Source organism: Wylensekiella montiformis, assembly GCF_009697385.1.
Classification (GTDB): domain Bacteria; phylum Bacillota; class Negativicutes; order Selenomonadales; family Selenomonadaceae; genus Selenomonas_A; species Selenomonas_A montiformis.
The window spans coordinates 13,465-34,584 of sequence record NZ_VUNL01000007.1; the positions used below are offsets into that span (position 1 = coordinate 13,465).

The 21,120-nt window shown below is 54.1% G+C and carries 20 protein-coding genes; 15 read left to right on the forward strand and 5 right to left on the reverse strand.

The genetic code is table 11. From position 1 onward, the window contains the following. Position 1: 1 nt before the first annotated feature. The 3 genes from FYJ78_RS07180 to FYJ78_RS07190 are packed head-to-tail and all read left to right on the forward strand — an operon-like array spanning position 2 to position 2,829. Positions 2 to 1,159, forward strand: a complete 1,158-nt coding sequence (locus tag FYJ78_RS07180; RefSeq protein ID WP_206671383.1) for a CapA family protein — start codon at positions 2 to 4, stop codon at positions 1,157 to 1,159. After that, positions 1,156 to 2,622 (forward strand): oligosaccharide flippase family protein, encoded by a 1,467-nt coding sequence (locus tag FYJ78_RS07185; RefSeq protein WP_154620735.1) that lies wholly within the window; start codon positions 1,156 to 1,158, stop codon positions 2,620 to 2,622. Before FYJ78_RS07180 ends, FYJ78_RS07185 begins: the two co-directional genes overlap by 4 nt. Before the next feature lie 15 nt (positions 2,623 to 2,637). Next, on the forward strand, positions 2,638 to 2,829 hold the full coding sequence (locus tag FYJ78_RS07190; protein ID WP_154620736.1) for a hypothetical protein: 192 nt from the start codon (positions 2,638 to 2,640) through the stop codon (positions 2,827 to 2,829). A gap of 160 nt (positions 2,830 to 2,989) precedes the next feature. Here the strand turns inward: FYJ78_RS07190 and FYJ78_RS07195 are convergent, their stop codons facing one another. After that, positions 2,990 to 3,478 carry an Rpn family recombination-promoting nuclease/putative transposase gene (locus FYJ78_RS07195; protein WP_154620737.1) on the reverse strand — a complete coding sequence of 163 codons (489 nt, stop codon included), beginning with the start codon at positions 3,476 to 3,478 and terminating at the stop codon, positions 2,990 to 2,992. A 244-nt stretch (positions 3,479 to 3,722) separates the two neighbouring features. On the opposite strand from FYJ78_RS07195, the gene FYJ78_RS07200 reads away from it, so the two are divergent. From FYJ78_RS07200 to FYJ78_RS07225, 6 genes are all read left to right on the forward strand, one after another. Beyond that, the gene (locus FYJ78_RS07200) at positions 3,723 to 4,733 is read left to right on the forward strand and encodes a LacI family DNA-binding transcriptional regulator (protein ID WP_154620738.1); all 1,011 of its coding nucleotides are present in this window, start codon (positions 3,723 to 3,725) and stop codon (positions 4,731 to 4,733) included. 134 nt (positions 4,734 to 4,867) lie between these two features. Beyond that, the gene (locus tag FYJ78_RS07205) at positions 4,868 to 5,812 is read left to right on the forward strand and encodes a sugar kinase (protein WP_328597676.1); all 945 of its coding nucleotides are present in this window, start codon (positions 4,868 to 4,870) and stop codon (positions 5,810 to 5,812) included. A gap of 28 nt (positions 5,813 to 5,840) precedes the next feature. After that, on the forward strand, positions 5,841 to 6,683 hold the full coding sequence (gene kduI / locus FYJ78_RS07210) for a 5-dehydro-4-deoxy-D-glucuronate isomerase (protein ID WP_154620740.1): 843 nt from the start codon (positions 5,841 to 5,843) through the stop codon (positions 6,681 to 6,683). 43 nt (positions 6,684 to 6,726) lie between these two features. Continuing rightward, positions 6,727 to 7,512, forward strand: coding sequence for a gluconate 5-dehydrogenase (locus FYJ78_RS07215; RefSeq protein WP_154620741.1), 786 nt, complete (start codon positions 6,727 to 6,729; stop codon positions 7,510 to 7,512). A gap of 72 nt (positions 7,513 to 7,584) precedes the next feature. Further along, positions 7,585 to 8,229, forward strand: coding sequence for a bifunctional 2-keto-4-hydroxyglutarate aldolase/2-keto-3-deoxy-6-phosphogluconate aldolase (locus tag FYJ78_RS07220; RefSeq protein WP_154620742.1), 645 nt, complete (start codon positions 7,585 to 7,587; stop codon positions 8,227 to 8,229). 61 nt (positions 8,230 to 8,290) lie between these two features. After that, positions 8,291 to 8,470 (forward strand): hypothetical protein, encoded by a 180-nt coding sequence (locus FYJ78_RS07225; RefSeq protein WP_154620743.1) that lies wholly within the window; start codon positions 8,291 to 8,293, stop codon positions 8,468 to 8,470. A 94-nt stretch (positions 8,471 to 8,564) separates the two neighbouring features. Here FYJ78_RS07225 and FYJ78_RS07230 read toward each other — a convergent pair whose 3' ends face one another. The 3 genes from FYJ78_RS07230 to FYJ78_RS07240 are packed head-to-tail and all read right to left on the reverse strand — an operon-like array spanning position 8,565 to position 12,101. Next, positions 8,565 to 10,328 (reverse strand): NADH-dependent [FeFe] hydrogenase, group A6, encoded by a 1,764-nt coding sequence (locus FYJ78_RS07230; protein ID WP_154620744.1) that lies wholly within the window; start codon positions 10,326 to 10,328, stop codon positions 8,565 to 8,567. After that, positions 10,328 to 11,578, reverse strand: coding sequence for a complex I 51 kDa subunit family protein (locus FYJ78_RS07235; protein WP_154620745.1), 1,251 nt, complete (start codon positions 11,576 to 11,578; stop codon positions 10,328 to 10,330). Before FYJ78_RS07235 ends, FYJ78_RS07230 begins: the two co-directional genes overlap by 1 nt. A gap of 16 nt (positions 11,579 to 11,594) precedes the next feature. After that, positions 11,595 to 12,101, reverse strand: coding sequence for an NADH-quinone oxidoreductase subunit NuoE family protein (locus FYJ78_RS07240; RefSeq protein WP_154620746.1), 507 nt, complete (start codon positions 12,099 to 12,101; stop codon positions 11,595 to 11,597). 338 nt (positions 12,102 to 12,439) lie between these two features. Between FYJ78_RS07240 and FYJ78_RS07245 the strand changes: the two genes are divergently transcribed. From FYJ78_RS07245 to FYJ78_RS07270, 6 genes are all read left to right on the forward strand, one after another. Then, positions 12,440 to 12,679, forward strand: coding sequence for a hypothetical protein (locus tag FYJ78_RS07245; protein ID WP_154620747.1), 240 nt, complete (start codon positions 12,440 to 12,442; stop codon positions 12,677 to 12,679). 127 nt (positions 12,680 to 12,806) lie between these two features. Next, the gene (locus tag FYJ78_RS07250; protein ID WP_154620748.1) at positions 12,807 to 13,745 is read left to right on the forward strand and encodes a metallophosphoesterase; all 939 of its coding nucleotides are present in this window, start codon (positions 12,807 to 12,809) and stop codon (positions 13,743 to 13,745) included. 4 nt (positions 13,746 to 13,749) lie between these two features. Further along, entirely contained in the window at positions 13,750 to 15,228 is a 1,479-nt protein-coding gene (locus tag FYJ78_RS07255) for an O-linked N-acetylglucosamine transferase, SPINDLY family protein (RefSeq protein WP_154620749.1), read from the forward strand. Positions 15,229 to 15,236: 8 nt separating this feature from the next. Then, a complete protein-coding gene (locus FYJ78_RS07260) occupies positions 15,237 to 16,028 on the forward strand; it encodes a methyltransferase domain-containing protein (protein WP_195847903.1) in 792 nt (263 codons plus the stop codon). Positions 16,029 to 16,230: 202 nt separating this feature from the next. Continuing rightward, the gene (locus FYJ78_RS07265) at positions 16,231 to 18,159 is read left to right on the forward strand and encodes an OPT family oligopeptide transporter (RefSeq protein WP_154620751.1); all 1,929 of its coding nucleotides are present in this window, start codon (positions 16,231 to 16,233) and stop codon (positions 18,157 to 18,159) included. A 295-nt stretch (positions 18,160 to 18,454) separates the two neighbouring features. Further along, a complete protein-coding gene (locus tag FYJ78_RS07270) occupies positions 18,455 to 19,876 on the forward strand; it encodes a carbon starvation CstA family protein (RefSeq protein WP_154620752.1) in 1,422 nt (473 codons plus the stop codon). Positions 19,877 to 20,012: 136 nt separating this feature from the next. On the opposite strand, the gene FYJ78_RS07275 is transcribed toward FYJ78_RS07270, so the two are convergent. Beyond that, positions 20,013 to 21,017, reverse strand: coding sequence for a LacI family DNA-binding transcriptional regulator (locus tag FYJ78_RS07275; protein ID WP_154620753.1), 1,005 nt, complete (start codon positions 21,015 to 21,017; stop codon positions 20,013 to 20,015). Between the last annotated feature and the right edge of the window lie 103 nt (positions 21,018 to 21,120).

A 21,120-nucleotide genomic window follows, 5' to 3' on the forward strand; every position in this document is an offset into this window, starting at 1 on the left:
TTTGGATGAGTTGATGATTTGTCTGGGCGGTGATATCGTGCCGACCAAAACAAATGAACATTTTTTTATAACTGGTGATAGCAAGGCGCTACTGGGCAAAGAATTACTGGACATATTGGCCAACAGTGATGCCAATATTTTCAATCTGGAAACACCCTTATGTGATAAATTGGCACCGATTGTGAAATGTGGGCCGAATTTGCACGCTCCGACTGCTTGTGTGAAAGGTTTGAAGGCTATGCATATTACAGCTATGGGGTGCGCTAATAATCATACCCTTGATCAAGGGACAAAAGGTATGTTTCAAACCAAACGCTTACTGGAAGCGCAGGATATCGACGTTTTTGGCATCGGTCGTAACTTATCCGAAGCGGCAGAACCTTATCTTATTGCGAAAAATGGCAGACGGGTGGGAATTTATGCCTGTGCGGAGCATGAATTCACCATTGCTACGGAAACGAAAGCTGGAGCCAATTCTTATGATGCTTTGTATTCCTTTGACCATGTGGCTGAGCTTAAGGCAAAATGCGATTATGTTATCGTCATGTTTCATGGAGGTAAGGAGTTCTATCGGTATCCATCGCCGGATATCCAGCGTATTTGTCGTCGTTTTGTGGAAAAAGGCGCAGATTTAGTGGTTACTCAGCATACTCATTGTATTGGTTGCCGGGAGGATTATCGAAAGGGAGTAATAATCTACGGTCAGGGAAATTTTCTTTTTGAACAGAGTGCTTTTTGCAATCGAGAGTTTTATGCAAATGGATTGTTATTGAGAATTAAGATAGATGATGGGTGCAAGGTAGAAGAATTACCTGTGGTACTGGATGAAAAAGGTCGTTTAGCACTGGCAGAAAGTCTGATAAAAGAACAGATCATGCATGAATACCGGAAAAGGAGCTTAGAAATCCAGAGAAATGGCTTTGTGACAAAATGTTATCAGCGGTTTGCACGTAAAACGATTGAAGGATATCTACGTATTCCTTTAGGATATCTTAATACAAATATTATTTTGCGTATTGCAAATCGACTGTTGAAGCGGAGGTTGTATTATTGGCTGACCAATAGACGGCACAGACTTTCTTTCCTTAATATTGTAGAATGTGAATCCCATAGAGAATTGCTGATTCAGGGATTAAAGGGTGTTACAAAAATAATATGAGTGATATTGGTAATAAGGTAAGAAGTTCTACAAAATGGACATTGTTGACAGAAGTATTAGCAAAAGCTATAACGCCCATTACGGGAATGATATTAGCGCGTTTATTGTCTCCCGAAGCATTTGGTGTCGTAGCGGCAATTTTAGTTGTTACATCTTTTGCAGAAATATTTGCGGACGCTGGCTTTCAAAAATATTTTATTCAGCATGAGTTTTATGAAGAAGCAGAGAAACGTTCATGTTTTATCACAGCTGTGATTACATCTTGTTCAATTGCTGCTGTTATTTGGTTGGTGATATTCATATTCGCAGGACCAATAGCTACAATGATGGGGATACCAAAAGCTGTGTGGGGGATACGTTTAGCAGGGATAGGTATTATTGTTAATTCATATAATGGCATGCAGGCCGCGATATTTAAACGTAATTTTCAGTTCAAATTACTGTTTAAAGTAAAAATGATAGTCTTGTTAGTTCCGTTGCTAGTAACAATTCCTTTGGCATATGCAGGATGTGGGTATTGGGCATTGATAATCGGAACGCTTAGTCAGCAGGTTCTTACTTGTCTTATACAATCATATTACACGGCTATGCCATTAGGATGGTTGTTTTGTATAGAGGATTTACGCAAGATGCTTTCCTTTTCGTTATGGACACTTTTTGAGTCTATAACCATTTGGTTTAGTACATGGGGCGGGATGTTTTTAGTAGGAATGATGTTGAGTAGTTATTATCTAGGAATATACCGTGGAGTGATGACTTTAGTTGGAGCAGCTTTTTCCATTGTTACGGGAACTATCATGCCAGTATTATTCACCGCTTTGTCAAGATTACAAAATGATATGAATGCTTTTCGGGAAATCGTCATATCTATACAGTATAAGTTGGCATTGATTCTTTTGCCGTTAGGTGCCATTTTGTATATATTTCAAGATTTAATCATTGGATTTTTATTAGGAAATCAGTGGCAGGAAGGTGACTTCTTTTTTGGTATTTGGAGCCTTACCATGTGTTTGTCTATACTTATTAATGGCTTTGCAAGTGAGGCGCTACGGGCAAGAGGAATGCCAAGAATGTCATCATTGTCTCAGTTACTGCATTTTCCTGTATTGTTCGTTTTAATATGGTATACAGCGAAGATAAGTTTTCAGGCGTTAGCTATAGGAACTTGTTTAAGTTCTTTATGGTTATATACTGTAAAACTTATAATGCTACGACAGGTTTTAGGCTTTTCATTGCGGAAAATATTTGGATGTATTCTCAATGCAGCTCTGCCAGCTGCTATAGCGGGATTTTTAGCATGGAAGATTCGTATGCTATTAAGCGGCCATCATGAGCCTTTATCTATAATCGTTGCTTTTTTGATTTTTTTCTTGTGTTATATGTCCTTAATACTAATCGGGAAAAATAATAGAAAATTGGTATTTGATGGATTCAATTTCTTGCGTAGTAAGTTCTACAGATAATCGTGAGGTGTCGGTATGTTTGTAGTAAAGAAGAATTCTGAGATGATGAATAAGACGTTCCGCCTGCCGGTGGATTTAGTAAAGCGGCTGACGGAGGTGGCGAGGACGCAGGATGTGTCGGTGAATAATCTGGTGCAGCAGTGCTGCGAGTATGCGCTGGGGGATATGGACGGTGAGGCACAGCAGGATGCGAGGCAGCGGACGTGAGCGGGTGATGGGGCTTTCCAGGAATAACAGAGCATAAAAAACCATCGTTCTCGGATAGGTGAGAACGATGGTTTTTGCGTTGTTTCCGTTCTGGTTGTGTTGCTGATTTACGTATTCGTGCTTCGAAACGTTGAGCGTATTGGATGATTTTTTCTATGGGTTATTTGGGCTGCAGCGCAAGTTCTTCGACTTCTTCACGTGAGAGGTTGACGAGTTCGAGGATTTCCTCAATGGATTTGTTTTTGGCTAACATTCGTTTCGCCGTACGAAGATCAGCATTGCGTTCTCCCTCGGCACGGCCCTCAGCACGGCCGTCGTCGTGTGCTTCACGCATTTTCATTTCGTAGGTCATATAACTCACCCTTTCCTCGCGGTTGGTTTTTGTTTCCGTGATGCAGGCATCGATTTCTTTGATGAAATCATCGGATGCAGGAAGCCCGTTCATATAGTCAAGGAATGCGCGTACGTCTGGCGATACATCGTTGGCAGTACCTTTACTGCTGAGAAATATTTTTGCAGCACCGTCGTTTAGTTCGAGGGTTTTATCTTCGATGCAGATGTTACGGAATGTATAGATATGGCGGTTTTGTTCAAAGAGCTCAAACGGGCAAAGAAAGATGATGATGGAGGAGCGGAGCTCCTTGTACAATACATTCTACCATATTCAGAACATGTTTTCTATCATTATTTCATGTATACATGCGAAAAGAACCATCATTCTTCAGGCAGGAAGAACGATGGGGGTTGAGAGATTTTCGTTCTGGTTGTGTTGCTGATTTACGTATTCTTAATCTTTCTAGAAAATGCTGGACAAATAGGAATGAATGCGTTACAATAATAAAAGTAAAACGGTTTCGTTAAGAAGAATAAAGGAAGCAGGAGTGATTGGCAGTATGGCGGGAGCAAAGCGCAAAAAAGTGACGATCGTGGATGTGGCGGCGAAGGCCGGGGTTTCAAAAACCACGATTTCCCGCTATCTGAACGGCAAATTTGAGTATATGTCTGAGGAGTCGCGCCAGCGTATCGCTGATGTAATTGAGGAGCTGGGCTATCGTCCGAATTCTTTGGCGCGCAGTTTGAAGTCGAAGCAGAGTTTTGTCCTTGGCGTGATTGTTTCCGATATTACGAGTCCGTTTTCTCCGATTCTGCTGAAGGGGATCAGTGATTGCTGTGATCGTTACGGTTATCGGATTTTGATTGCAAACTCTGATGATGAGCCGCGCAAGGAACGCGATTATATTATGAATATGATCGATCAGAGCGTGGATGGCATCATCCTGAATACGACAGGCGGCAATGACGAATTCTTGCGCGAAACGGCGGATATGGGCATGAAGTTTGTGCTGGCAGACCGGACGATCGATTTGGATCTTTTTGATACGGTGCACAGTGCGGACCGTGATGCGATCGGTCAGATGATGCGGTATCTGAAGGGCGTCGGTTATGAGTCCGTCGGTTTTTTCACGCAGCCGTTGACGAACAGTACGCGAATCAACCGCTGTCAGATTTTCCGTGAGGTATACGGCAGTTATTTTGACGGCATGGCGCAGGTGTATTTTCTGGAGAAGAAGCAGCGGGATGCCAATGTGATGCAGGAGTTTATGCGGCGCAATATCGATACGAAGCATGCGATTTTTACAGGCAATGGCGTGGCGACCATGCGCGTGGTTCAGACGATGCGGGATCTGGGAATTCGCTTTCCGCAGGAAACGGGGCTTTGCGGCTTCGATGATTGGGAGTGGATGAATCTGGTCGGCGGAGGCCTGACGACGATTGCTTTGCCCACTTATGATGTAGGCAAGGAATGTGTGAAGCGCATGATGCATTTGCTGAACTATTCCCGCGCGGGAGAGCCGCGGCGGGTGGAGCTGCCGTGTACGCTGCAGATTCGGCATTCGACCTGAGACGCGGCGAGTGGATTGTTTTTGAGGCGGGGATTCCCGCCTTATCATACTATTTTAGAAGTAAACCGGTACACTTGATGTGGGAATGTAAACCGGTTTATGCAAGAGCATCAAGGAGCACAGGAGGTATGGACGTGGCAGAGGTATTGACTTTTGGAGAGCCTATGGGGCTGATGGTGGCGGATGAAGTAAAGCCGCTGAAGGATGTGGAGCATTTTTCCCGCTATGTTTGCGGGGCGGAAGTGAATTTTTCTGTAGGTCTTTCCCGTCTGGGGCATGAGGTGGCATATATTTCCCAGGTCGGCCCGGATCCGTTTGGCGAGCATATCCGCGATTTTTTGGCGGAGAATCATATTGATAACCGTTATGTGAAGGTGGAGCCGAAGTATATGACGGGGATGCAGCTGAAGGCGAAGGTGACGGAGGGGGATCCGCTGGTCATCAATTACCGGAAGGGATCGGCTTTTTCGCATTTCCAGCCGTCTGAGCTGGATGGGATCGATTGGAAGGGCGTCCGTCATGTGCATGTCACGGGGATTTCTGCCGCGCTGTCGGAAAGCTGCCGGGAGGCGGCCGGAAAGCTGATGGATTTGGCGCGGGCTAAGGGCGTCCGGGTTTCTTTTGATCCGAATCTGCGTCCGGCGCTTTGGCCGGATAAGCAGGAGATGGTGCGGGTACTCAACGGTTTGGCCGCGAAGGCGGATATTGTGTTGCCGGGTGTCGGCGAGGGCGAAACGCTGATGGGGTCGCGGGATCCGGAAAAGATTGCGGATTTTTATTTGGCTCAGGGAGCGAAGGCCGTTGTGGTGAAGGTCGGCGCCAAGGGATCCTTCGTAAAGACGAGCGATGGGGAATGCTTTGATTCGCCGGGGTTCCGTGTGGATCATGTGGTAGATACGGTCGGCGCAGGAGATGGCTTTGCCGTCGGTACGATCAGCGCCCTGCTGGAGGGGAAAACGATTCGGGAGGCCGCCCGCCGCGGCGCCGCGATCGGTGCGCTGGCCGTTATGGTCGAGGGCGATAACGAGGGACTGCCGGATCGCCCGAAGCTGGAAGCCTTTATGAGCAGTCAGCAGTAAACAGGTCAGGATGTTTGGAGGAATCAAAATGGATGTACGTTATTCAGTGAATCCCCGCGACTTTAAGCGGTATACCACGGAGGAAGTCCGCAGGGAGTTCTTGATTGAGAAGGTGTTTGAGCCGGATGCGGTAACGGCGGTGTATTCCCATGTAGACCGCATGGTTACGTTCGGCTGCATGCCGGTCAGCCGGACGGTCGCGCTCGATGACGGGATTGATGTCTGGCATAATTTCGGAACGAAGTATATTTTGGAGCGTCGGGAGATCGGTATATTCAATGTCGGCGGTCCCGGCGTGATCACAGCGGACGGCGCAGAGTACCGGCTGGGCTATAAGGATTGCCTATATGTTACGATGGGGACGAAGGACGTGACGTTCCGGAGTGAGGACGGCAGCAAGCCGGCGAAGTTCTATATGGTTTCTGCACCAGCGCATAAGGCATGCAAGACGACGCTGCTGACGATTGCTGATGCCCGCAAGGTACCGTGCGGTTCTATGGAGCAGGCGAACGACCGGGTCATCAATCAGTTTATTCATCCGGATGTATTGGAGACCTGCCAGCTGTCCATGGGGATGACGTCGCTGAAACCGGGCAGCGTCTGGAATACGATGCCGGCGCATACGCATGAACGGCGGATGGAGATTTACTTCTATTTTGAGATTCCGGATGAGGATGTCGTTTTCCATATGATGGGACAGGGCGACGAGACGCGCCATATTGTCATGAAAGGGGAGCAGGCTGTGATCAGCCCGTCCTGGAGCATTCATGCCGGATGCGGCACGTCGAATTATACGTTCATCTGGGCGATGGGCGGCGAAAATAAGACGTTTGATGATATGGATGATCTTCGGAAAACGGATCTGAAGTAATGGAGAGTGTCCGGGTATTGCGGGCAGAAAGGAAGTCAGCAGCATGGATATCATGAAGCAGTTTTCTTTGGAGGGGAAGGTCGCACTGGTGACCGGCGCGGCATACGGCATTGGTTATGCGATTGCGAAAGCCTATGCGGAAGCCGGCGCGAAGATCGCGTTCAACTGCCGCGGGCAGGAGCACATGGATAAAGCCCTTGCCGCTTATAAAAAAGATGGAATCGAGGCGCACGGCTATATCTGCGATGTCACGAGAGAGGACGAGGTGCAGAAGATGGTCGCGGATATTGAAAAAGAACTCGGCACCATTGATATTTTGGTGAACAACGCCGGTATTATTAAGCGGATTCCGATGCTGGAAATGAAGGCGGAGGAGTTCCGGCAGGTGATCGATATCGATCTCAATGCGCCGTTCATCGTGTCCAAAGCGGTGATTCCGGGCATGAAGAAGAAAGGTCATGGCAAGATCATCAACATCTGCTCGATGATGAGCGAACTGGGCCGTGAGACGGTTTCCGCTTATGCGGCAGCCAAGGGTGGATTGAAGATGCTGACCCGCAATATCGCTTCGGAGTACGGCGCGGACAACATTCAGTGCAATGGCATTGGACCGGGATATATCGCTACGCCGCAGACGGCGCCGCTGCGTACGCCGGGCCATCCGTTCAATTCCTTCATTCTGTCCAAGACGCCGGCTAACCGCTGGGGTACGCCGGAAGATCTCATGGGGCCGGCGGTGTTTTTGGCGTCCGATGCTTCGGATTTCGTCAATGGTCATATTCTTTATGTCGACGGAGGAATTCTGGCCTATATCGGCAAACAGCCGTAACGGGGCCACTTTCGGAACGTCGGAAGGAACCGGCCCGATCATGAGCCGGATAGATAGGAAGAGGTGCGAAAGATGGATAAAAATCAAGTGGCTGCTAAGCTTTCTGCGCAGGGAATCATTGCCGTGGTGCGCGGCAGGACCTGCGAGGATGGGATCAAGATCGCGGATGCCTGCATCAAGGGCGGGGTAAAAGCCATCGAACTGGCTTTCACGACGCCGCAGGGTGATGTGGCGATCAAGACATTGGCCGAGAAATATCGGGACGATGAGGATGTGATCATCGGCGCCGGGACGGTGCTGGATGCGGCCTCCTGCCGGATTGCGATTCTGAACGGGGCGAAGTTTATCGTTTCTCCCTGCTTCAGCGAAGAAGTGGTTCGCATGTGCAATCTGTATCGGGTGGTTTCCTGCCCGGGCGTCATGACGCCGACGGAGGCAGTCGCCGCATTGTCGGCCGGTGCGGATATCATCAAGGTATTCCCCGGGGATATTGTCGGCACGAAGATGATAAAAGATCTTCATGGCCCGCTGCCGCAGGCTGCCCTGATGCCGTCAGGCGGCGTTAGTGTGGAAAATACGGCGGACTGGCTCCATGCCGGCGCGGTTGCGGTATCGGCAGGCGGAAGCCTCACCGGCGCGGCAAAGACCGGTGATTATGACGGCGTAACGGCGAAGGCCCGGGAGTTTGTTCAGGCTGTTGCCGCAGCCCGCGCCTGATCGTGGTATTCTTGAGTCAGAGTTCTGGGACGGACGGATTCAGGAAAGGCGGTGGATTGCTGTGATTCAGCTGGAAAAAGTCAAAGCGGCACTGGAAGCGGTCGAAGCGTGCTGCGGACATTGCGTGGTATGTTCCCCCTCATGCCCGATTGCCGTATCACGCCGCGCGCTGGCCGGCCTGCGGGATGATCTGCTGGACGCAGCGCCCGACGATGACGGTACCGTGAAACAGGAAGTATGACCGCGGCGCCATGAGAAAAGAATCCAATAAAAAATAGCGCAAGGAAAAACGCTCCCGGTGGGCTTGGGCCGCACCGGGAGCGTTTTTTCATTGCTCAGTGAAATTCGTAGGGTTTGTTTACCTTATGATAGGTGGTATGCAAAAGCTCATGCGCTTTGTCGCTGAGCGGTTCGCCGAGGAATTCGCGGTAAAGGGTCTGGATTTCCGGGTTTTCATGCGACTTGCGGATGGGCAGGTTTTTATCGATTTTGTAGAGAGCCGCCATGCGCTTTTTGCGGATGGCGTTCGTCGTGCCGATCGGCTGTCCGCCGCCGCCGATGCAGCCGCCGGGGCAGGCCATGATTTCGATGAAGTCGTAGGGGCTGGTTCCCTTCCGGACTTGCTCCATGATGATGCGGGCGTTCCGCAGGGTATGAGCTACGGCGATACGGATTTCCCGGCCGTTCAGCGTCACGGTGCATTCCTTGATTCCGTCGAATCCGCGGACATCGTTGAAGTCGAGTTTTTCCAGTGTTTCGCCGGTGACTTTTTCGTAGACCGTGCGCAGGGCCGCTTCCATGACGCCGCCTGTGGCGCCGAAGATCGCGCCGGCGCCGGAGCCGGTGCCGAGCGGGCTGTCAAAGTCGCTCTCCGGCAAATTGCCGAGGGAAAGACCGACGTATTTGATGAGCTTGATGAGCTCGCGCGTGGTGAGGACGATATCGACGTCCTGCATGCCGTCGCGTCCCATTTCCGGCCGGGCGGCCTCAAATTTCTTGGCGGTACACGGCATGACGGACACGGTGACGATCTGGCGGACATCGATGCCGGCCTTTTCCGGATAATAGGTTTTGGCGATGGCGCCGAACATGCTCATGGGTGATTTTGCCGAGGACAGATGGTCGCGGCAGTCCGGGAAATGTTTTTCCATATAGTTGACCCAGCCGGGACTGCAGGAGGTCATCATGGGCAGGGTGCCGCCGTTCTGCAGGCGGTCGAGGAATTCCGCGCCTTCTTCCATGATCGTGAGGTCGGCGCCGAAGTTGGTGTCGAATACCTTGTCGAAGCCCAGAAGCTTCAGCGCTGTGACCATTTGTCCGGTTACGATGGCGCCCGGCTCCATGCCGAAGGCATCGCCGAGGGCGACGCGGACGGACGGAGCGATCTGTACGATGACATGTTTTTGCGGATCCTGCAGGGCGTTGAGTACTTTTTGCGTATCGTCCTTTTCGACGATCGCGCCGGTCGGGCAGACCAGGCTGCACTGGCCGCAGAGGATGCAGTCCGTAGCTTCCATCGGTTTGTTGAACGCCGTGGTGACGACGATGTCGCTGCTGCGTCCGGCATAGGTCAGGGCGGCGATGCCCTGCACGTCCTTGCAGGCGCGGATGCAGCGTCCGCAGCGGATGCATTTCGAGGGATCGCGCACGATGGAAGGATTGGTTTCGATGCGGGGCTCCTCTTTGACTACGCTGGGCAGCGGGGATTCCAAAATGTTGAACCGGCTGCAGAGGCGCTGCAAGTCGCAGTTCTGATTGCGCGGGCAGCTCAGGCAGTCTTTGTGATGGTTGGCCAGCATCAGCTGGAGGATGGAGACCTGCGTATCGCGGACGATCTGCGTGTCGGTATGGACGTCCATGCCTTCCCAGACTTCGGTCGAGCAGGCCGCGAGCAGACGCCGCTTGCCCGTGACCTCGACGGAGCAGAGACGGCAGTGCGCTTTGATGCGCTGGTCTTCATGGTAGCAGAGGTGCGGGATATCGATTCCGAGCTTCTGCGCCGCCTGCATGATTTTCGTTCCTTTCGGAACTTCAAGCGGGATATTATTGATGGTCAGATGAACCATCGGGATTTTCTTGGATTCGTTTTCAGCGGCCATTATTCAGCACCTCCGATTTCAAATACTTCCGGGAACGCCAGCATTGCCGACTGCAGGGTATTCTGCGCCGTTTCCCCGAGCCCGCACAGGGAGGACATGCTCATGACACGGGCGATGGTGGCCATGATGCGGATATCTTCCCGGGTGGCCGTGTGGTTGGCGATTTTGTCCAAAATGATCTTGATATGAAGATTGCCCTCGCGGCATGGCGTGCATTGACCGCAGCTTTCTTCCGAGAAAAATTCCTGATTCATGCGCAGGAAGTCAATCACACTGGTCCGCTTGTCGATGACCAGCATGGCGCCGGAGCCGACCATGACGCCGGCGGCCCGCAGGTCGTCGTAAGTATACGGCGTGTCGAGGATGGAATCGTCCGCGACCTTGCCGGAGGCGCCGCCAAACTGGATCAGCTGGATGCCGCGGTCCTTTTGGATGCCGCCGGCAAGATTGTAGATGATTTCGCGGATGGTCGTGCCGAACGGGATCTCAAAGGCGCCCGGGCGGTTGACGTTGCCGGCCACGCTGATCATTTTCGTGCCGATGGATTCCCCGGAGCCGCAGGACGCATAGACATGGTCGGCGTCCATGAGAAGATGCGGGACGATGGACAGGCTTTCGACGTTGTTGAGACAGGTCGGCCGCGCGAAGAGGCCGCTGACCTTGATGAACGGCGGTTTCATGCGGGGACGTCCGGCCTTTCCTTCGATGGAGCGGATGAGCGCCGTGCCTTCGCCGCAGACGTATGCGCCGCCGCCGGAATAGAGGTGGAGCTGGAAGTTGAAGCCCTTGCCGAGGATGTTTTCCCCGAGGAATCCGTAATTTTTGGCCTGCCGGATGGCATTCAGCAGGAGCGGGCGGAAGCAGGCGTATTCGGCGCGCATATAAATGTAGCCGTCGGTAGCGCCCACGACATAGCCGGCGATAATCAGCGCCTCGATCAGGTTGAACGGGTCGTTTTTGATGAGCTCGCGGTCTTTGAAGGTCGTGGTCTCTCCCTCGTCGGCATTGCAGACGACGATTTTGTTTTCGCCGACGACAGCGCGGGCCTGTGACCATTTCCGGCCCATTGGGTATTCCGCGCCGCCGCGCCCGCGTACTTTGACCGAAGCGATGAGGTCGCAGATTTCCTCCGGATCCATATTCACGGCCTTGCGCAGCGCCTCGAATCCGCCGATATTCATATAGGAACCGATGGATGAGGTATCATATTGGCCGAAATTCTTGGTGAGAAATCGGATGTTTTTGCTCATGGTATTGCCTCCTTGCTCAGGTCAGAGAACGCAGGAGCGCTTCGATTTTTTCCTGCGAATCCAGATGGTCGTAGATGTGACCGTTGATGCGCACGGACGGAGCGCGGTCGCATGCTCCGTAGCAGGTGGTCGTCTCCAGCGTAAAACGTCCGTCGTAGGTGGTTTCGCCGATTTTGATGTCGAGCAGCCGTTCCAGTGTCTCAAGCAGACGTTTTGTATCGATTACATTGACCCGGCAGGCCGGCGAGCTGCACACCTGGATCGGATATTTGGCCCGCGGCTTTGAGGAAAGTTCGCTGTAAAAGTTCAGGCAGTCGAAGACATTCGTCACCGGCATGTCCAGACGGTCGGCCAGATAATAGGCAACCGGTTCCGGTATGTAGTGGCGCTCGTTGAGATCCTGAACTTCCAGAAGGATGCCGACGATCTGCGTTTTGTCATTGTCGTGGGATTCCAGAACGAGATCGATCTTTGCCTGAAGCTCCGCCGGCAGCGGATACTCTTTCGTTTGTGCAGTCAGCATAGAAAAGCCTCCTAAATATTCACTACAGATATGACTATTTTATTATATAATAAATGGAAGGGGATTCCCATACCTCAGCCGAAAAAACTAAGAAAAATCAAGAAAAAACTAAAGATATTAGTAACCGGTACACACTTTGAGAAATAAAGAACGAAGTAGAGGGGAAGAATAAGAGGAAACATGGGGTCGGAGACAAGGATGCGGGCCGGAAAAGCGGGACTTGTTAACCAAAAGATTACATGACAAGGTATACAACGTTACAGTATTATGATATAATAAACATGTCGCTTGGAGAGCATGTAAATAGACTTCATACTGATCATATGGGGGGAACATTTATGGCAATCAAGAACATTGAAATGGACCGTCGTGACAGTGCGAGTTATCGCAAAATTTTGAAACGAGGAGGTTTCCTTTCGGCCAGTTATTTGTCTGTCAATGGCTTCGATGTGACCCAGCTCAGGAAACTGGCGCTGGCGGGAGAGCTCGATGCAGTCCGCTGCGCTATCGGCAACTCCATCCGCTGGTATTATCGGGAGCGGCAGGCAGAAAATGCACATCTCCGCGGCTTGGCATGATTCTTCATGCTCATGTTGTATTTTTTCTTTTGGAACTTTGTGGAATCGGTGCTGCCGGTTCTCTTTTTTTGCCTTTTTTCAGAGGATGATGATAAGATAGAAGGAAAAGAGGAAAGAGGGGACAGAGTTGTCTTTATTCTGGGTTGTTCTGATCGGCGCTTTGACGCTGATCTTTCTGGTTATTCCCGGCGCGCTGATCTGGCGCCGCTGGATGCGTATTCCGGTGGATGAGGGACGCCGCCGCTTTTTGAAGCGGGCTGCGGCTTATCCGGCCGCTTTGGCGGCCGCCGGCTCCTATGGAGGATTGTATGAGCGGGTGCATACGGTGGACCGCCGGTACACCATACCTGTACCCGCGGCTTCGGGGCTGAACGGGTATCGTATCGCGCAGATCAGCGATGTACATCTCGGCCCGTTTTTTTCCCCGGAGGATCTGCGGCGGCTGCTGGAGCGGATCGCGGCGGACGGGCCTGATCTTCTGGCCGTGACGGGCGATCTTTTTGATGATGTCGGGATGAATCCGGACGCGGCCCGCATATTGGACCACTTTACGGAGGCGTTTCCCGACGGGATATGGTTCTGTCTGGGCAATCATGAGCATCATCGCGGTGTGGCGGCCATCAAGGGGCTGCTGGCGTCGACCCGTGTCCATGCGCTTTACAACGATGCGGAGCAGGTGCCGGGCCGGGTGCTTTGGATCGCCGGCGTGGATTTTCCCATGATCCGTGACGAGGCGAAGTTTCAGCAGTTTAAGGCGGATTTTTTCCGTCAGGCCGTGGAGAAAATCCCCGGGAAGGATTACGGGCGGACGATTCTGCTTGCCCATCATCCGGAGTTCTTTGACAATGCGGCAGAGAAGGGGATTCCGCTGACGCTGGCAGGGCATACGCACGGCAGCCAGTTCGGCGTGCTGGGCATGCCGCTGTTTCCGATTTTCAAGTATACGCGGGGGATGATTCGCCGGGATGGCTGTTATGGCTATGTACACTGCGGCAACGGGAGCTGGTTCCCCTTCCGGATCGGCTGTCCGCCGGAGATCGCCTATATGACCTTGAGCGAGGGATAAAGGAATGACGCAGAAGGAGACATGGAAAGAGCATCTGGCCGGGGTTCGTCAGACTCTGCGCTGCGGCCGCATCGCTGAAGCCCGGGCTGCGCTCGATGCCCTGCGCGGCGCAGGCGTTGTGCCCGAGCCGGAGCAGTGGCGGATTCATGAGTTGTACGGCGCGGTCTTTCATGATCTTGCCGATGCGGAGGGCGCTGCGGCGGCTTATTTCCGGGCGGCAGCCGCGGATCGCTATCTGCGCAGCCAGCGGGAACATTTCTCCAACTATCTCTTTGCGCTGCATTACCTGCCAAATCTTGCGGCAGATGAACTGGCCGGGCAGCATCGCCGTTATGCTTTGCTTTTTCGCGGCGAGGCGCCGCTTCCGCCGCGTGTCCCTCCCGCGCATACGCGGCTGCGCATCGGTTTTTTGTCCCCGGATTTTGTCCGTTCGTCGTCGTCTTTTTTTTACGCCGGGCTGCTGACGGGGCTGGACAGGACGCGCTTTTCGGTGTATGCGTATTCTTTGTCCATGCGGGAGGATGCGTTTTCTTCCTCGCTGGCCGACTCCGGGGTGACGATGCGCTGTTTGGCGGGACAATCGCTGTATGAACAGGCGCAGGCGGTCCGCCGGGATGAAATCGATATTCTCGTGGATCTCGGCGGTCATTCCGCCGGCGGCATGACGCTTATGGTGACGGCATTGCGCCCTGCTCCGGTACAGATCTGCGGTATCGGCTGGTTTGATACGACGGGACTGGACGCCGTGGATGCGGTTCTGGCCGATCCGGTCATGGATCCGGAGCCGCGCGCGGATGGGGCGCGGTTCTCTGAGAAGCTGCTGTATCTTCCGCAGGCATTCTGCTTCCGGCCTTCGGCGAAGATGCGCCGCTTCCGGCGGCCGCCGCGCCGGCCCGGCTCTCCGGTGGTCTTTGCCAGCCTGCAGAATGTGATGAAGATCAGCCGTCCTGTGCTGGACTGCTGGCGGCGTATTCTCGATGATGTGTCGGAGGCGCGGCTGTTCGTTCAGGATACCATGCGGCTGCCGGAGCGCTGCGCGGCGGTGCGGGAGCGCATGGCCGGAGCTGGGCTGCCGATGGAGCGCGTCATGGTACGGCCGGGCAGGGACGGCTATCTTGAGGATTACAGCCGGGCCGATATTCTGCTGGACACGTTCCCGTACCCCGGCGGAGCGTCTGCGGCGACGGCGCTTTATATGGGCACGCCGGTTGTCGGCTGGGCAGGAGATCACCACAGCGCCCGTCTGGGAGCCTCCGTTTTGTCTGCGGCCGGGCAACAGGACTGCGTCGCTTCGGACGCAGAGGAATACGTCCGTCTGGCGCTGCGGCTGGCTGGCGACACGGAGAAGCTGGCCGTGCGGCAGCAGGCCCTGCGGGAGGCCGTGCGGCGTTCGCCGCTCATGGATGAGGAGGGCTATTGCCGGAGTTTTATGCAGGCGTGCTGCCGTCTCTGGCAGCAAAAAGGCGGAGGTGAGGTTCTTTGACGCAGGATATGTTTCGTTTTTTGCCGGCGGCCGGTGCGGGCCGCTGGCTGGTCGTCGAGAGCCTCCCGTATCTTCCCGGGGTCTGCCGCCGCTATCCCGGGGCCAGCATTACGGTGGTGACGCGCTTTGAGGAGGCGCCGGAGCTTCCGGAGCTTCGGGCGCTTCCGGTGACGTGGGCCGTGCAGGATTTCCGCGCGGGCGGGCTGGCGTTTCCGCACGGCTCGTTTGATTTCGTTCTGGCGGAGTCCTGTCTGACGGAGGCCGGCGATCCCGATTCCGTCATGATGGAGCTGAGCGGCGTCCTGACAGACACCGGCACATTGTATACGCAGTTCCGGAATATCCGCTATCAGGGGATTCTGGAGCAGCTCCGGTGCGGAGCGTTCCGGGTCCGGTCGCAGCATTATTATGCCAAGTCGGAGGTGGTGCGACTCCTGAACGATGCGTTGTTCAAGGAGATTTTCTTCCTGCCGGGGCAGCAGGACGAGGAAGACGCGGCGGAAAAACAATGGCAGGAACGGGGCTTTGAGGATTTCAGCCGGGATCTTGCCACCGCGGTCTGGTTCGTCCGCGCGTCGCGCAGCACCGCGTCCGTGGCCAACCTCAAGAGTTTGTACAGCCGTCCGGTACGGGCGCGGCTTTCTCGTCTGCTGCACCGCATCGAATACGGCATCGATACGGAAAAATCCGTTGCCGAGCTTCACCGCCTCTGCCGCGAGCAGGAGATTTTTCCCGAATATCTGGACGATTTCATTCACGAGGCCTGCCTGCATGAACAGCGTGTGCATGATGCGCTTTGATCCGGGAAAGGCCGCCGTACCCTCGCCATGACCGCGCTCCAACCGGAGCGCGGTTTTCTCTTCTTGACAGATTGTTGAAATGGTTTTACACTAAATAGGTATGTCTATGTCCATTGCAAAAGGACAAGATGATTCAACTAACGCGTTGGCAGGACAAAGGGCTGTCCCGGAGGCCTGCCGCGCAGAAATCAGGAGGAGTTTCATGTCGGAGGACAACAAAACGCAGCGTCCGTATGCCCCGCGGATGCTGCCGGACAAGGAGTACGAAGAGATCAATTCGTACGTCGTTTTCTGGGGATTGTTTTTTTCGGTCATTTTCGCTTTGGCCGTCGGCTATCTGTGCCTGAAAATCGGCCAGACGGTGGACGCCTTTGCGCCGGTTTCTGTGCTGGCTATGGGCATGGCGGTGCTGTTTCATCGCCGGAACGCCTTTCCGGAGACGGTTCATATTCAGGCGATTGCGAGTGCCGGAACGAATATCATCGGCGGTGCGATGTTTATTCTGCCGGCGCTGTACATTTTGCATATCGAAGACGTATCCTTTGTGGAAATGGTGATCCCGATCGTGCTCGGCGGTGTGCTCGGCGTATTCCTCGCTACGGTGTTCCGCCGGTATTTCTGCGAGGAAATGGACGGCGTTTATCCATTCCCGTCGGGAAGCGCCGCAGCGGAGGTTCTGGAGTCAAACGAAGGTTCAAAAGCACATCTGATGCTGCTCAGCGGCGCGGTGGCCATGGTTTATGATTTTGTCCTCAACACGCTTGGCTGGTGGCAGGAGCTTCTGAAGACGACCACATTCCAGTGGGGGCAGGCGCTGGCGGATAAGTACAAGCTGGTGTTCAGTCTGGACAGCGACGCGGCTCTGCTCGGTATCGGATATTTTACGGGTCTGCGCTACGCGGCGATCATCGCTGCGGGTTCGTTCTTTTCCTGGCTGGTCTGCATCCCTGTAGCGTATTATCTCGGCGGGGACCACACGATGGTTGTGGGCGGAACGGCCATGCTGCTGGCCGATGCGCCGGTTGAAGCGGTCTTTTCCCAGTATGTCCGCCACATCGGCATCGGCATGCTGGCCATGTCGGGCATCATCGGCCTGCTTTCCATGTCCGGCGTCGTTGTTCGCGTCGCCCGCCGTGCGGTATCGGATCTCTTTTTCGGCGGTCGCGATTCGTCGGCTTCGCTGCTTCGCACGCAGCAGGATATGCCGATGGGACAGATCGTATCCGGCAGTCTGCTGATTGCTGTCTTGTTTGCGGTATTTTTCCATGTCATGTGCGCCGAGACGCTGACGCAGACGCTGATCGCCTTCGTTCTGGCTGTGGCGTTCGCGCTGATGCTCTCCGTCGTGGGAATCAGTTCGATTGCCTTTACGGGCAATGAGCCGGTATCCGGCATGACGATCTTTATGATTATCGTTTCCGCTGTGGTCATGGGCAATGCCGGCATGCACGGCAGGGTCGGCATCGTGGCGATTCTGATGATGGCGTCGTTCCTCTGCGCGACGCTGGCTGTGGCCGGCAATTTCATGTCGGAGCTCAAGGTGGCGCATCTGACCGGTGCGACGCCGAAGAAGATGCAGCAGTGGCAGATTGTCTCCATCATCCTGTCGGGCATCGTTTCGGTCGGTGTAGTGTTCCTGCTCAACCATGCTTACGGCTATACGGGCGAGGGAGCGCTGGCGGCGCCGCAGGCCAATGCGATGGCGGCGATTGTCGGCCCGATGATGGACGGCGGCGACGCGCCGTGGCCGCTTTATATGGCGGGTGCGTTCTTCGCCGTCCTGCTCTGGATGATGAAGATTCCGCCGCTGGCCTTTGCGCTCGGCTCTTATCTGCCGATGGGAATCAATACGCCGGTTTTGGTCGGCGGTCTGATTTCCTATTTCGTTTCGCATAGCAGCGAGGACGCCAAGGTCAACGCCAAGCGCCTCAGCGAGGGCAATACGGTCGCCTCCGGCTTTGTGGCCGGCGGTGCGATCGGCAGCCTGATCAGCGCGGTTCTGCATATCGCAGGCATCGACTGGTTTGCCAAGGCATGGGCCGCTTCGCCGGCTGCTTCGCTGGCCGGCGTGGCCGCTTACTTCCTGCTGTGCATTTTCCTGTGCGGCATGGCCCGCCGTGCGGCCCGCTGATATTTTCAGATTTTAAACGGACAGAAGAAAAACTCCGCGTTTCCGGCAAGGGAAACGCGGAGTTTTTTGCTTCTGGCCAATGCATATCGGGAGAATCCGGATAACTTTAGGCTATAGAGTTCATACCTTTTTTATATGACTAAAAAGATGATAATAATAGACAATTTAGAATACTTATGCTAATATAAAAACAAGCAATCATTTTCTGTTTATTCTGAGAGCGATAGAGATATAAAGGAGGGAAGGAGCGTATTACGCAGCGTATCTTCGATAACCAGACAGGGGGGATTTTCCTATGGTCACATTTTTGATTGCACTATTTGCATTGATTGCAGGTTATTTTATTTATGGCAAGATCGTCGACAATGTTTTCGGGCCGACGGACCAGCCGACGCCGGCTATGGTTCATAACGACGGGGTAGACTATATCCCGCTGCCGACCTGGAGAGTGTTCATGATCCAGCTGCTCAACATCGCGGGCCTTGGCCCGATTTTCGGTGCGCTGGGCGGCGCGATCTGGGGGCCGAGCGTGTATCTTTGGATCGTTTTGGGTACCATTTTCGCCGGCGGCGTTCATGACTATCTTTCCGGCATGATTTCCCTGCGCGAGGACGGCAAGAGCATCTCGGAGGTCGTCGGCAGGGATATGGGCAAGACGATGCTCATGATCATGCGCGTGTTCTCCGTCGTCCTGCTGGTTCTCGTCGGTACGGTATTCATGACAGGGCCGGCCGGACTGATCTCGAAGCTGACCGGCGTGGCGGTCACCTATGTGCTGCCGTGCGTTCTGCTCTATTATTTTCTCGCGACCCTGCTGCCGATCGACACCCTGATCGCCCGCTTCTATCCGATCTTCGGCGCATGCCTTATCATCATGGCGCTCGGCATCATGGGCGGCATGCTCTTCGGCGTCGGCGGCCATACGATGCCGGAAATGACGCTGCAGAACCTGCATCCGCTCGGTGCGGAGAAAATGCCGATCTGGCCGCTGATGTTCATCACGGTCGCCTGCGGCGCTGTCTCCGGTTTCCATTCCACGCAGTCGCCGATCATGGCGCGCTGCCTGAAGGATGAGCGTCTGGGCCGCCCGGTATTCTATGGCGCGATGGTTTCCGAGGGCATCATTGCCCTGATCTGGGCAGCTGCCGGCGTCACCTTCTATGACAGCACGGGCGGTCTGGCCGCTGCGATGAAAGCAGGCGGCGCGGGAACCGTGGTCTATGATATCTGCGTCGGCTTTATGGGAACGGGCGTCGGCGCGGTGCTGGCGATGCTCGGCGTCATTGCCTGCCCGATCACTTCCGGCGATACGGCTTTCCGCTCGGCCCGTCTGACTCTGGCGGACTGGTTCAATATCAAGCAGGAAAAGGCGCCGAAACGCCTGCTGTTCGCCGTTCCGCTGCTGGCTATCGGCGGCATTTTGTCGCAGATGGATTTCAATATCATTTGGCGTTATTTCTCATGGACGAATCAGACGCTGGCTATGATCGTACTCTGGACCGGTGCGGTGTATCTGTTCCGGACGAAAAAGGGCTCGAATGCCTGGATCATTCCGGCTGTGCCGGCGACGTTTATGTCGGCCGTTACCTGCACCTACATCCTGATGGCGCCGGAGGGGCTTCAGCTTTCCACGGCGATTTCCTATCCGATCGGCATCATCTTTGCGGTATTCTGCGCGGTATTGTTTGCAAAGACTACGGTTCTGAAAAAAGGATAAGGTCTGTCGCGAAAAGCGCATGAGACAAAAGAAACGTGCTGCGGCAAAGCGTTATAGCTTTGCCGCAGCACGTTTTTTGCGTCATTTTTGTGTTTTTGCATCGTATGAGAGAGGGAGCCGTCAGGCGCACGGCGTTTCAGCGGGAGTCCGGCGGAGCGGGAAAGCTGTCGCGGTACTGGATGATGGCGGGGAAAACGGTCTGGCTCGGCGCGGCGTCGGGGCCGGTTTCCAGAATCTTTGCCAGGACATCGACGGCTGCGGGGCAGAGGATGTCGAGACGGTTGTCGATGCTGGTCAGCGACGGCGTAGCGCAGTCGGCGAGGACCGAATTGTTGCAGCCGATAACCGGCAGATGAAGATTCGCGGCGGAAAGCGCTTTCTGCGCGCCGATGGCGATCTGATCCTCCGAGCCGATGATGGCATCGAACGGCAGGGACGGGGCGATCATCCGCTTTACGGTCTCTTCGACGATGGGCAGGTCGCGGCTGGTGCGGCAGATCAGTTTCTCCTGATGCGGCAGCCCGGCCCGGGCGATCCCCGCGCGGAATCCCTGCAGTTTTTGCTGTCCGCTGTAGTTGGTGCGGTCGTAGAGATAGAGGATGTTTTTGCAGCCCGCATTGGTCAGCTTGCGGACTGCAAGCTCCATGCCGCCGGCTTCGTCGCAGAGTACGCTGTAGATGTTCGGCAGTTCCAGCAGGCTGTTGATCGCGATGATCGGCACCTTGCGGGCTGTTTCGGCCAGATGGCTGTTATCCTCGTCCTCCCGGAAGGGGGAGCCGATGAGAATGATGGCGTCGACGTGTTTTTTCAGCAAAAATTGAAGGTATTTTTTCTTCGACTGAATGTCGTTGCCCGTGCAGATCAGCATCATATCGAGTCCGCGCTGCTTGAGCTCGTGCTCGACCAGAGAGACGGCTTTTGCATAGAACGCGTCGGATACATCGGTACAGAGCAGGCCGATCATCCGCATCGAGTCGAGTCCGAGTCCGCGCGCGAAGGGATTCGGCGAGTAGTTCTGCTGACGGATGACATCGAGTACCTTCTGACGCGTTTTTTCGCTGACCTTGTCGCTGTTGTTGAGGACACGGGAGACGGTGGCGATGGAGACGCCGCAGGCATTGGCAATATCGTAAATGGTCATAAAGCACCTCCCTGTGCGAATTTACAGTAGCTTACAATATCTTACCCTAGATTTTAGCGCAATTCCGTTGGATAATGCAATAGCTTACATAAAATTTTCTATA

Bases quoted from the DNA above. Each gene is read 5' to 3' on its own strand.
- FYJ78_RS07185 (WP_154620735.1), top strand. From the start codon at position 1,156: ATGAGTGATATTGGTAATAAGGTAAGAAGTTCTACAAAATGGACATTG.
- FYJ78_RS07230 (WP_154620744.1), bottom strand. From the start codon at position 10,328: ATGGCCGCTGAAAACGAATCCAAGAAAATCCCGATGGTTCATCTGACC.
- kduI (WP_154620740.1), top strand. From the start codon at position 5,841: ATGGATGTACGTTATTCAGTGAATCCCCGCGACTTTAAGCGGTATACC.
- FYJ78_RS07235 (WP_154620745.1), bottom strand. From the start codon at position 11,578: ATGAGCAAAAACATCCGATTTCTCACCAAGAATTTCGGCCAATATGAT.
- FYJ78_RS07255 (WP_154620749.1), top strand. From the start codon at position 13,750: ATGACGCAGAAGGAGACATGGAAAGAGCATCTGGCCGGGGTTCGTCAG.
- FYJ78_RS07275 (WP_154620753.1), bottom strand. From the start codon at position 21,017: ATGACCATTTACGATATTGCCAATGCCTGCGGCGTCTCCATCGCCACC.
- FYJ78_RS07265 (WP_154620751.1), top strand. From the start codon at position 16,231: ATGTCGGAGGACAACAAAACGCAGCGTCCGTATGCCCCGCGGATGCTG.
- FYJ78_RS07245 (WP_154620747.1), top strand. From the start codon at position 12,440: ATGGCAATCAAGAACATTGAAATGGACCGTCGTGACAGTGCGAGTTAT.
- FYJ78_RS07270 (WP_154620752.1), top strand. From the start codon at position 18,455: ATGGTCACATTTTTGATTGCACTATTTGCATTGATTGCAGGTTATTTT.
- FYJ78_RS07240 (WP_154620746.1), bottom strand. From the start codon at position 12,101: ATGCTGACTGCACAAACGAAAGAGTATCCGCTGCCGGCGGAGCTTCAG.
- FYJ78_RS07200 (WP_154620738.1), top strand. From the start codon at position 3,723: ATGGCGGGAGCAAAGCGCAAAAAAGTGACGATCGTGGATGTGGCGGCG.
- FYJ78_RS07215 (WP_154620741.1), top strand. From the start codon at position 6,727: ATGGATATCATGAAGCAGTTTTCTTTGGAGGGGAAGGTCGCACTGGTG.
- FYJ78_RS07220 (WP_154620742.1), top strand. From the start codon at position 7,585: ATGGATAAAAATCAAGTGGCTGCTAAGCTTTCTGCGCAGGGAATCATT.
- FYJ78_RS07260 (WP_195847903.1), top strand. From the start codon at position 15,237: ATGTTTCGTTTTTTGCCGGCGGCCGGTGCGGGCCGCTGGCTGGTCGTC.
- FYJ78_RS07190 (WP_154620736.1), top strand. From the start codon at position 2,638: ATGTTTGTAGTAAAGAAGAATTCTGAGATGATGAATAAGACGTTCCGC.